Genomic DNA, 14,201 nt, shown 5'->3' on the forward strand with positions numbered 1-14,201 from the left:
GCCAACGAACCGCTCCGGTCCTGGACATAGCCGGATTCGGACCGGGAATCAGCGGACCGGCCCGGTGGTCAGGTCCCGGGCTCGGGCGAGGCCCGGCCGGCGCGCTCGGCCGGGACGGTCTCCGCCTCGGGCTGCAACTGCGGCGCGCCGACCCCGCACTGGCGCCGGCATTCCGGCTCGACCGATTCCCCGGACGGCGTCCGCAGTGCGTCGTCGCCGACGGTGAGGAAGGACAGCACGGCCCCCGCCGCCAGGAGCGCGGCGCACGTGATCATCGCCAGCTTGAACCCGTGCGAGAAGACGACGGGGTTGTTGAAGGCGTCGCCCGTCAGTCCCGCCAGCGGCGGGATCGCCGCAACCGCCAGCAGCCCGCCGGCCCGCGCCACCGCGTTGTTGACGCCGCTGGCCACTCCCGCGTGGCGGACGTCGGCGGTGGCGAGGACCGTGGCGGTCAGCGGCGCGACCACCGCCGCCAGCCCCAGCCCGAACACCGTCACGGCCGGCAGGACGTCCCGGACGTAGGAGGCGTCCTCGCCGATCCGGCCCACCAGGAGCATTCCGAGGGCCGCCACCACCAGCCCCACAGTCATCGGCAGTCGCGGGCCGATCTTCTGCGCGAGCGCGCCCGCCCGCGCCGACAGCAGCAGCATCAGCACGGTGACCGGCAGCAGCGCCGTCCCGGCCGCGATGGGCGAGAACCCGGTGACGACCTGGAGGTTCAGGACGAACAGGAAGAACATCACGCCCATCCCGCCGTACATGATGAACGTGACCACGTTGACGGCCGAGAACTGCCGCGAGGAGAACACGTCCAGCGGCAGCATCGGCTGTGGCGCCTCCCGGCCCGCTCGTCCGTGCGCCCGCCGCTGGCGCAGCCGTTCGACCAGCACGAAAGCGACGGCCGCCGCCAGGCCCGCGATCGCGGCGGTGGCGATGACCGGCGGGGCGGCGCCGCCGCCCGGCGCCTCGGTCAGCGCGTACGTCGTCCCCGCCAGGGCCAGTGCCGCCAGGGCCGCGCCGAGCACGTCGAAGCGCCCATGGGCCTGCGGGTCGACGCTCTCCGGGACGTGCCGGACCGCGACCAGCACCACGACGGCGGAGAGCGGCACGTTCAGCAGGAACACCCACCGCCATCCGGCGGCCTCCACCAGCCAGCCGCCCACGAACGGGCCGATCGCGCCGGCGACGCCGCCGAGGCCGGACCAGGCGCCGACCGCGCGGGGGCGGTCGTCGGCGGCGAACGACGCCTGGATGATCGCCAGCGAGCCCGGGGCGAGCAGTGCCCCGCCCACGCCCTGCAGCGCCCGCGCCACGACCAGCGTCCCGACGTTCGGCGCCGCGCCGCACAGCACCGAGGCCACCGCGAACCACACCACGCCGACGAGGAAGATCCGGCGGCGCCCGAACCGGTCCCCGAGGGAGCCGCCCAGCAGGATGAACCCCGCGAGCGTGAGCGTGTAGGCGTTCACCGTCCACTGCAGCCCGGCTATGTCGGCGTCCAGGTCGCGGGCCAGCCTGGGCAACGCCACGTTCACGACGGTGGAGTCGAGGAACGCCACGCTCGACCCGAGCACCGTCGCCAGCAGGATCCAGCGTCCGGGCCCGGTGCCCAGACGGACGTCCGGCATCAGACGATCAGCTGGTCGGCGAAGCACCAGCGCCAGTCCTCGCCCGGCTCGAACGACCGGACGACCGGGTGCCCCTCCTTCGCGAAGTGCGCGGTGGCGTGGCGCCTGGGCGAGGAGTCGCAGCACCCGACATGCCCGCAGCTCAGGCAGAGCCGCAGGTGTACCCAGCGTGTGCCCTCGCGAAGACAGTCCTCGCACCCCTGCGGGGTGTTCGGGGACGGATCCTCCACCGGGAGGGACAGCACGTGCTCACAAATGGCCATACGTAAATCGTGCCACGGCCGTGGTAACCGGATTACCAATGATCGGGGCTGAACGGTTCGTCCTCGGGACGCGCAGACCGCGACAGCAGACGCAGGTCCGACTCGACCATCATGGTCACCAGCCTCTCGAAGGTCACCTCGGGCTCCCAGCCGAGCTGCTCGCGGGCCTTCTTCGGGTCGGCGCACAGCAGATCGACCTCGGCCGGGCGCGTGTACTTGGCGTCCAGGACGACGTGGTCCTGCCAGTCCAGGCCCGCGGTGCGGAACGCGAACTCCACCAGCTCCCGCACCGACTGGGTCTGGCCCGTTCCGATGACGTAGTCCTCCGGGGAGTCCTGCGCCAGCATCATGCGCATCGCGCGGGCGTAGTCGCCCGCGTAGCCCCAGTCGCGGCGGGCGTCCAGGTTGCCGAGCCGCAACTCGGTGGCCAGGCCCAGCTTGATGCGGGCGGCTCCCAGCGACACCTTCCGCGTCACGAACTCGGCGCCCCGGCGCGGCGACTCGTGGTTGAACAGGATCCCGCTCACCGCGAACATCCCGTAGGACTCGCGGTAGTTCTGCGTGATGTAGTGCCCGTAGCTCTTCGCCACCCCGTAGGGGCTGCGCGGGTGGAACGGGGTCTTCTCGTTCTGCGGCGTCTCGCGCACCATCCCGAACATCTCCGAGGACGACGCCTGGTAGAAGCGGATCTGCCCGTCGCCCGGCGTGCGGGACGGGCTGATCCCCGACACCACCCGGATCGCCTCCAGCATGCGCAGCACGCCCATCCCGGTGACCTCGGCGGTCAGCTCGGCCTGCTGCCACGACATCGGCACGTAGGAGATCGCGCCCAGGTTGTAGACCTCGTCGGGCCGCACCCGCTCCACCGCCGAGATCAGGCTGCCCTGATCGAGCAGGTCCCCGGTGGTGATCTGCACGTCGCCGATGTGCTTGCGCAGCCGCGACACATGGGGGTTGGCCTGCCCCCGCACCAGGCCCCAGACCTCGTATCCCAGCTCAAGCAGATGCTCGGCCAGGTACGAGCCGTCCTGTCCGGTGATGCCGGTGATGAGTGCTCGCCTGGACAGCGGATCCTCCATGGCTGAAATAGGTCCGACGCGGGCTCACCACGGGCCCAAACCCGCAACGAGCGTGATTTATGAGGTTACCGACCAGGCCACGTCCATGACGAGGGAGGGCACCGTTTGAACCGAATTCCCTTCTGGTCCGCCCGCCGGGCCACCCGGTGTACCACGGTGAGATCCGTTCCCACCCGATCTCGCCCGAGGCCCCGCGACCACCGGAGCATCGAGATCGCGTCCGAAGGCGTTTTCGAGCCTGCGGAAAAGTGATCGCGCAGCGAGCCCGCAGGACGAGCCGGAGCGATGCAGCGATCGCCCGCGGTGCTCTGGGGTCAGGTGCTCCCAAGGCGCCTGCCTCCCAGAGCACTGCCTCAACTCGGTGCTGACTCGCGCTGGCGGGCGCGGTAGGCGGCGACGTGCATGCGGTTGCCGCAGGTGCGGCTGTCGCAGTAGCGGCGGCAGCGGTTGCGGGACAGGTCCACCAGCACGCGTGAGCAGTCCGGCGCCTCGCAGGTGCGCAGCCGGTCCAGCTCGCCTGCCGCGACCACGTAGGCCAGCGCCATGCCGCAGTCGGCGGCCAGGTGCTCGCCGAGAGGCGCGCCCGGCGCGAAGAAGTGCACGTGCCAGTGGTAGCCGTCGTGGTCGGTCAGGTGCGGCGTGGTGCGGACCTCGCCGACGATCTCGTTGATCCGCCGCACGGCGGAGGGGACGTCCCCAGAGCGGAACACCGCGTGGAAGCGGCCGCGCAGTTGCAGTACGCGGTCCAGGTCGGCCGGGGTGAGCTCGCCCACGTCGCTGAACGCGTTGCGGTCCACGAACTCCCGCAGGCCGGGCAGCCCGCCGAGCTCCTCCGCGCCGGACGCCGCGGCGCTCGTGTTGATCAGGTCGACGACGACGGCGAGCGCGTGCTCGGTGTCATGAGTGAAGATCACGATGACTCCAGTCTCGGGGGACCCGGGCGGTCGGGTGCCCGGCGGCGTCGCCGGGGCCGGAACGCGGCCCGTGGACCCCACCATATGACGGGGACGGCGCACGTCGGCGCCCACCCCGCCAGGACACGCTGGCGCCCACGGCGCCGGCATCCGGGCGGGAACGTTCCATTCCGTGGCCCGCGTCCGCGACTGACCTTGAGATGCTCTACCGCAAGGGCAGGATCGGCACCGAGACGCTCCGCGAGGTCGGGCGGGAACTGGACTTCGAGGACCCCGTGGCGGTGAGGAGGCCGCCCCCCTGAACCCGGTCCCGCCGCTCCGGCGGGACGTCAGCGCTCGTAATGGGGGTCGGCGACGACCGGGTAGTAGGCGTCGGTGTGCTGGATGCGCATCGTGACCGCCGAGCCGTCCAGCGCGTAGTCCGCCTTCACCTGGCGGAACATCGAGTCGCTCGCCCACGGGTTGTAGAGCCGCCCCACCGTGGCGCCGTACCGCAGGTGCACGACGTCGTAGCCGCCGGACGGCATCGACTCCAGCGCGAGCCCGTCGGCCAGGGAGACCGCGAACCTGAACTCGGTCGGCGCGTCAGGGCCGTGGATCACCGTGAGCAGGCGCACCCCGCCGGCCGTCGTCTGCGCGACGATGTCGGTGTCGACGTCCACGCCGACGAACACCCGCAGGCTCGGGCGCAGCACCTGGGCGACGGTGTCGGCCGCCGCGACGTCGATGCCGAAATGGATCCGCTGCCCGTCCCTGGTCGGCACCCACACTCCGTCACGGGCACGCTGTCCCCAGGCGACGTCGGGGTTCTCCATCTCCTGAGGCTCGTTCTTGCCCCGCGCCACCAGAATCCTGGAAGCGGCGCTCATCGCCGCGGCAGCCCCGTCCCGTGCATGCCTCATGGCGGGCCCCCTCGCCTTCTTCCATCACCGCGTGACTTCGCGCTCGTCCTGGGTTTACCACGGGCGAGACGGACAGGACCCCCGACGGCCTGCCCGTGGTCGATTCGCGACGTTCGCCCCGTGCGTCGTTGGACCTTACACCACGCTTATACGGGCCGGTCGGGGCCGGGCGCAGATCCTTTTCCCGGCAGGTCGCGGCGCCGTGACGGTGCGCGCCCGGCGCCTCACGCAGCGGTCCGCGGGCCGCCCGGCGACCGGGCGGCCCGCGGACCGTTCTCCCCCCTCAGGCGAGCGCCGGCTCACCGGCCGTGACGCTCGCCGACAGGTCGCTGAGCACCTCGCTCAGCCGGTCCAGGGCCCCCGCGATCCATGGCAGGGAGGCCGGGGCGGGGGAGGCCAGCGCCGCGAGGCGCTGCTCGTCGTCCTCTCCGTAGAGCAGGCTGGGCGCCACCCGCATGCGCAGCGCCGCCGGGGCGTCCCCGAACGAGCTTCCGGGCAGGACGCCCACTCCGTAACGCTCCAGGAGGAGGTGCGTGAGGTCGGCCGCCGTGCGGATGCCGTGGGCCGCCTCCAGTTCGTCCCGCATAGGGCCGAAGTCGGGGTAGAGGTAAAAGGCCGCTTCCGGACGCACGACACGCGCGCCGGCCGCGGTGAAACGGTCGGCGACCGCGCCCACGACGGCGGCGTGCAGGCGCCTGCTGCGGTCGACGTGCTCGACCAGTTCGGGGGGCTCGGCGAACGCGAACGCGGCGGCGTGCTGCATCGGGGCGGGCGCGCTCGACCAGATCTCACTGGCCACCCCCATCAGGCTGTCGCGCAGCGCCCGGCCGAACGGCCCCTCCGGTAGGCGTGCCACCCCGATCCGCCAGCCGCCGGCCGCCAGGCTCTTGCTCAGCGAGGTCGTCACGACGGTCCGCTCGGGCGCGTACTGCGCCGGGCTCGGCACCGTCCCGCCCGGCGCGTGCACCAGGTCGCGGTAGATCTCGTCGGAGATGACGACCAGGTCCTGTTCGCGCGCGACCGCGCACAGTCGCCGGACGGTGGCCTCGGAGGCGATGGTCCCGGTCGGGTTGTCCGGCAGCGTCACCACGACGGCCCGCACGTCGCGGCCCCGGGCGCGGGCCCGCACCACCGCGTCGGCCAGCAGCGCCGGGCTCGGGACCCCGCCCTCGCCCGGAGGCGTCGCCACCCGGATCGGGTCCAGCCCGGCCAGCGACGCCTGCGCCGCGTAGCTCACCCAGCTCGGGGCGGCCACGACGACGTCGCCGCCCAGCGCGGTCAGCAGGGCGAACAGCAGCGGCTTGCTGCCGGGGCCCGCGACGACCGTGCCCGGGTCGGTGGGCAGCCCGCGTCGGCCCCAGTACCCGGCCGCGGCGGCGCGCAGCGCGGCGCTCCCGGCGACCGGCCCGTAGCCGCCCCGGCCCGCCGCCGCGCCGAGCTCGCGGGTCAGGGCGGGATGTATCGGTATCCCGGCCTCCCCGAAGCCGAGGGGAAGCACACGCTCCCCCCGCCTGCGTTTGCGGGCTATGGCCTCGTTGACCGCGAGCGTGGCGGACAGGGGGACCGGACGCGGCTCGAACGACACCGGCCGGACGGCTGAGGGCTGGTTCTGGGGCATGAGCACTCCAAAAGGGCATGACTGATTCACGGTGGGTAATCGTGGAATCCCCGTGTGTTGCGACCCGGCCGGGTTCGCCTAACTCTTGCCCGCGCTGAGCATCATTACAAGCGAGTCTCATCGATGCTGACCGTAAGCTGGGCTGATGCTAGAGCTGCGCCGCTTGCGGCTGCTCGCCGAGTTCGCCCGCCGCGGCAGCATCGCGGCCACCGCCGCGGCCCTCGGCTACACGCCCTCGGCGGTCTCCCAGCAACTGGCCGCCCTCGAACGGGAGGCCCGCGTCCCCCTGCTGGACCGGACGGCGCGGAGCGCGGAGCTGACCGACGCCGGGCGCCGCCTCGCCGAGCGCGCCGAGGAGATCCTCGGCCTCGTGGAGACGGCCGAGGCGGAGCTGTCCGCGCAGGCCGACGCGCCCATGGGCCGGGTCGTGGTCACCGCGTTCCCGACCGCGGCCGTCGCGTTCGCCCCCGCGCTGGCGCAGAGCCTCGGCGACCACCCCGGGCTCACGTTCGTGCTGCGGCAGACCGCGCCCGGCGCCGGCATCCGCCGGGTGCAGAACGGCGAGGTCGACATCGCGCTGATCGACGACTGGACGGGCAAGGTCCCCGACCAGGCGCCCGCCGCTCTGGAGTTCTTCCACCTGCGCCGCGACCCCCTCGTGCTGGTCGTACCGGACACCCACCCCATGTCCCAGCCGGACCGTCCGGTCGACCTGCAGCAGCTGCGGGAGGAGCCGTGGTTGGCGGCGCCGGCCGGGGAACCGTCCCGGCAGGCCGTCGAGCGGCTCCTGGACACGGTCGGCGGCGCCCGTCCCGTGCCCTGGGAGTTCGAGGGCCTCCACACGATCCTGAGCCTCGTGGCCCGCGGCATCGGCATCACCGCGGTGCCGGCGCTGGCGCTCGCCGCCGGCGACCAGGGCGTGGCGGTCCGGCGCATCCCCGAATGCACGCTGGCCCGAGAGGTCTACGCCGTGACGCGCACCGCCAGCGTGCGCAGGCCGTCCGTGGCGGTCACGCTACGCGCGATCTACGCAGCGGCGAAGGAGGTCCAGCCCACCGCGCCCGAGTCCTGAGAAGGCTTTGGGGATACCCGGAAGCAGTCCGCCGTGACCTCTGCCGAAACTCGGAAATAAGCCAGGGAGACGGTGTTCGAACCTGGCCGCATCCGGCCTTGATTCGCACCACAGGGGTGTCGGAGCCGAACTAACAGGAGAACGGCCGCACAGGGACGGATCCGTCCAAACCGGACGGACGCGAGCGGATCATCACGTACGGTGGGGCGAATCGTGAGCACATCCGAGACCATGCACACCGATCGGGGAGCGCAGCGCTCTATGGAACGACCGGCGACCATGACCGCGGAAGAACCGCCCGGCCTGGTGCGCGCTCCGAAGCCGCAGGACGGCCAGGGGCACGCGGGCGGCCACCACATCTTCGAACTGCCGCGGGTGACCGCGCTGCTGATGCACGCGCTCCCGCGCTTCATCGAGGGGGTCATCGCCCCCGTCGCGGTGTTCTACGCCGCCCTCATGGTCCTCGGCCTGAACGGCGCGCTCATCGCCGCCGTCGCCTGGGTGTACGGCGGGATCGTGTACCGGTACGTGCGCGGCCACCCGGTGTCGGGGATGCTCATGCTCGCCGCGGTCGGGGTGACCGTGCGCGCGGCCCTCGCCGCCGCGACGCACAGTGCCGTCGTCTACTTCCTCCAGCCGACCCTCGGCACGCTCGCCGTCAGCATCGCCTTCCTCGCCTCGGTGCCGCTCCGTCGCCCGCTCGCGATGAAGCTCGCCAAGGACATGGCGCCGATTCCCGACGCGTTCTACAAGAACGCCCGGGTCCACCAGTTCTTCCTGCGCATCTCGCTGCTGTGGTCGGCGGTGCTGCTCACGAACGTGGGCGTCAGCCTCTGGATGCTCTTCAACGAGTCGATCAGCATGTACCTGTGGATCCGCACCGGGATCGTCGCGGGGCTGGGCGCGATCGGCATCGCGGTCTCGGTCTGGGGCTTCAAGCGCCTGGTGCATCGCGTCAACCGCGAGCCCGCGACGGCGGCCGTCCCCGCGGCCGGCGCCTGACCGTCGGCTTCGTCCCCCTTCGCCCCCTCTTCGCCCCCTCTGTGGCCTCTCTGCGCCCCTCTGGCCGTCTCTGACCATCTCTGAGCAGCGAATCTTCGCTCATGTCCGAACCTGGGCGTGATTCAGGGCGTCTCCATCCTTAGATAGATTTCACCTACACGGGGTGAATGTTTGGGGTTGGGGGAGTCAGTGGTGACAAAGGGTCGGTTGGGACCTGTGGTGGCCGGCGGGACGGGAGCGCTGGCGCTGCTCGTGACCGGCTGCTCGATCGGGGGCGAGGGCAAGCTCGCCTCGGGCGGGTCGGACACGGCCGTGACGATCACGCCGGCGAACGGGACCGCCCAGGTCAAGCCGGACGGCACGATCGAGGTCAAGGCCTCCGGAGCGAAGCTGCGGAACGTCACCGTCCAGGGCGGGGGCGCCGCGATCTCCGGGAGCTACGGGGACGGCCGCAAGACGTGGCGGTCCACCCGCACCCTGACCCCCGGGACGTCCTACACGGTCACGGCCCAGGCCGGCGACGGCGGGAAGACCCGCACGGCCACCAGTTCGTTCACGACGCTGAAGCCCGCCGAGACGCTGTCGATCGCGGACATCACGCCGAACCTGACCGGAGAGAAGGTCGGCGTCGGCATGCCGATCTTCGTCCGGTTCAACCGGCCGGTCGCCGACAAGGCCGCCGTGGAGCGGACGCTGCGCGTCAGCCCGGAGAAGCCGGTCGAGGGCGCGTGGCGCTGGGTCGGCTCCGATCAGGTCATCTACCGGACGAAGACGTACTGGCAGCCGCACCAGACGGTCCGCTTCCAGGCGAACCTCGCCGGAGTGAACGCGGGCGGCGGCGTGTACGGGGCCAAGGACGCGCAGGCGACCATCAGCATCGGCGCCTCGCAGATCACCACCGGTGACATCGGCGACCACCACATGACGGTGACGCGGGACGGCAAGAAGCTGCGCACCGTCCCGTTCAGCGCCGGCAACGGCCAGACGCGGGAGTTCACCACCACCAGCGGCGTCCACCTCCTGATGGAGAAGGGCAACCCGGTCACGATGACGTCCCCCGGACGCAAGGAGGGGGACGCGGGCTACTACAAGACCGTCGTGAACTACGCCGTCCGCTTCTCCAACAGCGGTGAGTACGTGCACTCGGCGCCCTGGTCGGTCGGCTCGCAGGGCTCGGCGAACGTCAGCCACGGCTGCCTGAACGTCAGCCCGGCCAACGCCAAGTGGTTCTACGACGTCATGCAGCGCGGTGACGTGATCGACCTGTCCGGGACCGACCGCGAGGTCGAGTGGGACAACGGCTGGAGCGTCTGGCAGCTCTCCTTCGACAAGTGGCGGCAGGGCAGTGCGCTCCGCTGAGACGGTCGCCAGGGGCCGGGAGAGGCCGACGAAACCGCCGTCGTGCAACGCTTTGATCTCAGGCGCCTGCAAAAACCCTGGGACATGGCATGATCGACGACTTTTGTCGCTAATGTCGCTCTGGTAGACGGCGGGTTCTGGAGGTCAAGGGTGCAGCGGAGGCGTTCCGCAGGGGTTCGGGCTGGCGCGGGAATGGCGGGGGTCGTCCTCCTCTTCACGACGGCCTGCAGCGGGGGAGAGAAGGACTCCGGCGTCACCGTCGGAGACAAGGGCGACGCGAGCGTCCCGCAGGTGACGATCAACCCGGGCAACGGCAACACCAAGGCCAAGCCCGAGGACGGCGTCGTCGTCACCGCCGCGGGCGGGACGCTCGAACAGGTCGCGGTCACGCTCAGGGGCAAGCCCGTGGACGGCGCGATGGCCGCCGACAAGACCAGCTGGAAGTCGCGCACGCTGCGCCCCGGCGCCAAGTACCAGGTCACCGCGGTCGCCAAGAGCCCCAAGGGCAAGACGGCCACCGTCAACGCCGCGTTCGCCACGCTCAAGGCCGCGAACGAGCTGAGCATCGTCGACATCACCCCGAGCAAGAACGAGAAGGTCGGCGTCGGCATGCCGATCCAGGTGACCTTCAACCGCCCGGTGGCCGACAAGAAGGCCGTCGAGAGCGCGCTCGAGGTCAAGTCGGCCACGCCCGCCACCGGCGCCTGGTACTGGACGAACGACACCACGGTGATCTTCCGCACGAAGAACGGGACCTGGTGGGCGCCCAACCAGCAGGTGACGTTCACGGCCAAGTTGGCCGGGGTGAGGTCGGGCAAGAAGACCTACGGCGTGTCGGACGTCGCCCGCGGGTTCCGCATCGGGGACGCGCACATGGTCAAGGTCAGCACCAAGACGCACAAGCTCGTCGCCACCAAGAACGGCAAGAAGGTCCGCAGCTGGGGGATCAGCGCCGGCCGCGGCGGCCGCGTCGTCAACGGCGTCGACACCTACCTCACCACCAGCGGCGTCCACCTGACCATGGGCAAGGAGAATCCGGCGATCATGACGTCGGAGTGGATGGGCGTCAAGCCGGACGACAAGAAGAACGGCGGCTACAAGGAGGTCATCCCGCACGCGGTGCGGATCTCCAACAGCGGCGAGTACATCCACTCGATGGCCGCGACCACCTGGGCGCAGGGCCGCCAGAACGTCAGCCACGGCTGCCTCAACTCCCCGCCCGCCGCCGCCCGCTGGTACTACCAGTGGTCCTACCGCGGCGACCCGGTGATCATCACCGGCAGCAAGCGCAAGCTGGACCCGATGAACGGCTGGAGCTACTACCAGATGTCATGGGACCGGTGGGTGAAGGGCAGCGCCCTCAACCGAACCGTGACCACCGGGTGACGATGACCGGGCCCCGCCCGGGGAACGGCCCGGACACGGCCGTCGGCGATCGGGGACCCGGTGAACGAGCCAGCGCGCCCGCTGCGACTGCGGCGCCGCGTACGGCGCAGGGCGCACCGCGTCCTGCGCCGCGCGGCGCTCTCGGCGCTGCGCCCGCTGCGGCGCCGGGGCGCCCCGCCCCCCGGTGACCGGCTCCGCGTCCGCGTCCTGCTGCAGAACGCGCACGGGACGGGCGGGACGATCCGCACGGTCCTGAACCTGTGCGGCCATCTGGCCCGCGACCACGACGTCGAGATCGTCAGCGTGCTGAAGCGCAGCAGGAGGCCGTTCTTCGCCCTCCCCGCCGAGGTCACGGTCACCTACGCCGACGACGGCCTGGCTCCCCAGGGGCGCGCGGCCCGCGTCCTGGCCAGGCTGCCGAGCCTTCTGACGCCGGCGGACGAGGCGTCGTTCCGCCACATGAGCCTCTGGACGGACGTGTGCCTGCTGCGCCGCGCGATCTGGCGGGCGGCGCCGCCCGACGTGCTCATCGGCACCAGGCCGTCCCTCAACCTGCTGGCGGCCGAACTGGCGCCGGCCGGGGTCGCGACGATCGGCCAGGACCACATGCACCTCGGGGCCTACCGGCCCGCCCTCCGGCGGCAGATCGTCCGCGCCTACCGCCGGCTCACTGTCGTCACCACGCTCACCGAGGCGGACCGCGCCGAGTACCAGGCCGCGCTCGCGGGGTCCGCGGTGCGCGTCGTCCGCATCCCGAACGCCGCGCCCGCGCTACCGGAGCGGCCGTCCCGGCGCGAGCACAAGGTCGTCGTGGCCGCCGGGCGGCTCGTCCACGCCAAGGGCTTCGACCTGCTTCTGCGCGCGTTCGCGCCGATCGCCGCCGAGCATCCCGACTGGACCCTGCGCGTCTTCGGAGGCGGGCCCCGGCGCGACCGGCTCCGCGCGCTGATCGACGACCTCGGCCTCGGCGGGCGGGCCGAGCTGCGCCCTCGCACCCGCGACCTGCACGCGGAGATGGAGCGGGCGTCGGTCTACGCGCTGTCGTCGCGCCGCGAGGGCATGCCCATGGTCGTCATCGAGGCCATGGGCATGGGGCTGGCCGTGGTGGCGTTCGACTGCCCCACCGGGCCGGCCGAGATGATCGCCCATGGCCGTGACGGGCTGCTCGCCCCCGCCGAGGAGGTGGACGCCCTGACCGAGGCGCTCCGCGCGGTGATAGCGGACCCCGGCCTGCGGGACCGGCTGGGCGAGGCGGCCCTGCGCTCCGCGCGGGCCCATCACCTGGACCGCATCGGCCCCCGGTGGTCCCGCCTGATTCGCGATCTCGCCCCCGCCGTACCGTCCCCGGAGCAGGCCGGAGGGGCCGGGCGGGCCGCAGGTCAGTCCGTGAGCAGGCCGCGCACGTAGGCGGCCTGGCCCGCGTGCTGGAGGTCGTCGGAGATCACGCTGATCAGCCGGACCGCCAGCGTGACCGGCGGGTCCCATGCCCGGTCGACGACCTGGGGCAGGTCGGCGTCGGTCAGCGTGGACACGTACTGGACGGTCCTGTCGTGCACGGCGTCGTGATAGCCGGTGAGCAGGTCCGCCGAGTCCACCCGGACGGCGGCGACGTCGTCCGGGGTGTGGCCGTATCCGGTGTCGGACGCGTCGAAAGGAAGGGCGAAACGGTCGGCCCAGCCGTCCCGCGTCCAGACCTGGTCGGTGCCGGCGACCCCGGCGACGTGGTCGTCCTGGATGCGGGTGAGGTGCCAGACGAGCCACGCGATCGAGTTGGCGTCCTCGGCGGGCCGGCGGGCGAGCTGCCGCCCCGAGAGGCCCCCGACCGCCCCGTGGACGACCTCCTGGATCCGGTCGAACGCGTCGGTGAGCAGTTCAGCACTGGTCATTGGTCCGACGCTACCTTGATCCGGCCCGGGTTTCAGGCCCGGGGCCTCCGGCATCCGGACGGGACGCAGGGGTGTTTCGGGGTTCCGCTTGATACTCCTTGTGATCGATACGATCCTTGCTGTAGTCGATCGGGGGGTCATCTGCCGCGGCGACGCCCCCGCCTGCCGGGGCGCGCCCGCGGGCCACGGCGTAACGGCACGCACCGGTGCCGTTGGAACAGGGGGACCGGAGGTGAACGGCTCCACGTTCGTGCACCAAGGCTGCGTCTACTCCAGCGACGACGACTTCTTACGGATGGCGGTCCCGTTCATCGACGAGGGGCTCCGGCGGGAGGAACCGGTGCTGGTGACCACCACGCCCGTCAACCTCGGCCTGGTGCAGACCGCCCTCGGGCGGCACGCCCGCAACGTCGACTACGCCGAGTCCGCGTTCTTCGGCCGCCGCCCGCCGCAGCGCGTCGCCGCGTTCACCGGCTACCGGCACCGGCATCCCGGCGCCGAGCGCGTCCGCATCCTCGCCGAGCCCGTCTGGGCGGGCCGGTCGGCCCGGCAGGTCGAGGCGTGGGAGTGCATGGACTCCGCCCTCAACGCGGTGCTGGCCGGCACCGACGTGGCCGCGAGCTCCGGATACACCGAGCCGGTCGCGTTCGTGCGCGGCCGGGCGGCGCCGCTGGCCGCCCGCCCGGACGACGCCGTCACCGTTCCGTGCACCGGCGACCCCGCCCGGATGCGGCACACCGTCGTGCTGGAGACCGCGTTGCTCGGGCTGGCCGGCGAGCGCTTGATGATCTTCGCGGCGGCGGTCGGCGAACTGCTCATCGGCGTGTCCGGCGCCGGGGGGCGCCGCCCGAGCGTCGCGCTGTGGGGCCGGCCCGGGGAGGTCGTCTGCGACGTCGACCTGCCCGCCACCGCGTCCCTGGACCCCTTCATCGGCCTGCATCCGCCGACGCTCGACCCGCGGCCGGGCGACGGCGTCTGGCTCGCCCGGCAGATCTGCGACCACCTCGACGTGCGGTCCGGCCCGGGCGGCACCACGATCCGGCTGCACACCCCCACCCTGCGCGACACCGAAGGCGGTGCCGGTGCCTGAAC

At 72.2% G+C, this 14,201-nt stretch carries 13 protein-coding genes; 6 read left to right on the forward strand and 7 right to left on the reverse strand.

Going from position 1 to position 14,201, the window contains the following annotated elements:
* Positions 1 to 68: 68 nt before the first annotated feature.
* The 6 genes from BJ999_RS19070 to BJ999_RS19095 all read right to left on the reverse strand — a co-directional run bounded on the left by BJ999_RS19070 (position 69) and on the right by BJ999_RS19095 (position 6,404).
* The gene (locus BJ999_RS19070; protein WP_179834542.1) at positions 69 to 1,628 is read right to left on the reverse strand and encodes an MFS transporter; all 1,560 of its coding nucleotides are present in this window, start codon (positions 1,626 to 1,628) and stop codon (positions 69 to 71) included.
* Positions 1,628 to 1,891, reverse strand: coding sequence for a ubiquitin carboxyl-terminal hydrolase 14 (locus BJ999_RS19075; RefSeq protein ID WP_179834543.1), 264 nt, complete (start codon positions 1,889 to 1,891; stop codon positions 1,628 to 1,630). Before BJ999_RS19075 ends, BJ999_RS19070 begins: the two co-directional genes overlap by 1 nt.
* A gap of 32 nt (positions 1,892 to 1,923) precedes the next feature.
* Complete coding sequence (locus tag BJ999_RS19080; protein ID WP_179838654.1) at positions 1,924 to 2,958, reverse strand: GDP-mannose 4,6-dehydratase; 1,035 nt, start codon at positions 2,956 to 2,958, stop codon at positions 1,924 to 1,926.
* Between the two features lie 365 nt (positions 2,959 to 3,323).
* The gene (locus tag BJ999_RS19085; RefSeq protein WP_179834544.1) at positions 3,324 to 3,884 is read right to left on the reverse strand and encodes a CGNR zinc finger domain-containing protein; all 561 of its coding nucleotides are present in this window, start codon (positions 3,882 to 3,884) and stop codon (positions 3,324 to 3,326) included.
* A 329-nt stretch (positions 3,885 to 4,213) separates the two neighbouring features.
* Positions 4,214 to 4,786 carry a hypothetical protein gene (locus BJ999_RS19090; RefSeq protein ID WP_179834545.1) on the reverse strand — a complete coding sequence of 191 codons (573 nt, stop codon included), beginning with the start codon at positions 4,784 to 4,786 and terminating at the stop codon, positions 4,214 to 4,216.
* A gap of 283 nt (positions 4,787 to 5,069) precedes the next feature.
* Positions 5,070 to 6,404, reverse strand: coding sequence for a pyridoxal phosphate-dependent aminotransferase (locus BJ999_RS19095; RefSeq protein WP_179834546.1), 1,335 nt, complete (start codon positions 6,402 to 6,404; stop codon positions 5,070 to 5,072).
* 145 nt (positions 6,405 to 6,549) lie between these two features.
* On the opposite strand from BJ999_RS19095, the gene BJ999_RS19100 reads away from it, so the two are divergent.
* From BJ999_RS19100 to BJ999_RS19120, 5 genes are all read left to right on the forward strand, one after another.
* On the forward strand, positions 6,550 to 7,476 hold the full coding sequence (locus BJ999_RS19100) for a LysR family transcriptional regulator (RefSeq protein ID WP_179834547.1): 927 nt from the start codon (positions 6,550 to 6,552) through the stop codon (positions 7,474 to 7,476).
* A gap of 279 nt (positions 7,477 to 7,755) precedes the next feature.
* Positions 7,756 to 8,478: a VC0807 family protein gene (locus BJ999_RS19105; RefSeq protein ID WP_229810544.1), complete on the forward strand. Its 723-nt coding sequence runs from the start codon at positions 7,756 to 7,758 to the stop codon at positions 8,476 to 8,478.
* A gap of 216 nt (positions 8,479 to 8,694) precedes the next feature.
* Positions 8,695 to 9,837: a L,D-transpeptidase gene (locus tag BJ999_RS19110; protein ID WP_229810563.1), complete on the forward strand. Its 1,143-nt coding sequence runs from the start codon at positions 8,695 to 8,697 to the stop codon at positions 9,835 to 9,837.
* Positions 9,838 to 10,029: 192 nt separating this feature from the next.
* Complete coding sequence (locus BJ999_RS19115; RefSeq protein WP_179834549.1) at positions 10,030 to 11,223, forward strand: L,D-transpeptidase; 1,194 nt, start codon at positions 10,030 to 10,032, stop codon at positions 11,221 to 11,223.
* 60 nt (positions 11,224 to 11,283) lie between these two features.
* Entirely contained in the window at positions 11,284 to 12,630 is a 1,347-nt protein-coding gene (locus BJ999_RS19120; protein ID WP_229810545.1) for a glycosyltransferase family 4 protein, read from the forward strand.
* Here BJ999_RS19120 and BJ999_RS19125 read toward each other — a convergent pair.
* Complete coding sequence (locus tag BJ999_RS19125) at positions 12,603 to 13,109, reverse strand: mycothiol transferase (protein WP_179834550.1); 507 nt, start codon at positions 13,107 to 13,109, stop codon at positions 12,603 to 12,605. The two genes, BJ999_RS19120 and BJ999_RS19125, sit on opposite strands and share 28 nt — an antisense overlap.
* A gap of 232 nt (positions 13,110 to 13,341) precedes the next feature.
* Here BJ999_RS19125 and BJ999_RS19130 point away from each other — a divergent pair, with 232 nt between their 5' ends.
* Positions 13,342 to 14,199 (forward strand): sensor histidine kinase, encoded by an 858-nt coding sequence (locus tag BJ999_RS19130; protein ID WP_179834551.1) that lies wholly within the window; start codon positions 13,342 to 13,344, stop codon positions 14,197 to 14,199.
* Positions 14,200 to 14,201 lie beyond the last annotated feature (2 nt).

Origin of the sequence: Actinomadura citrea (assembly GCF_013409045.1) — a bacterium.
Taxonomy (GTDB): domain Bacteria; phylum Actinomycetota; class Actinomycetes; order Streptosporangiales; family Streptosporangiaceae; genus Spirillospora; species Spirillospora citrea.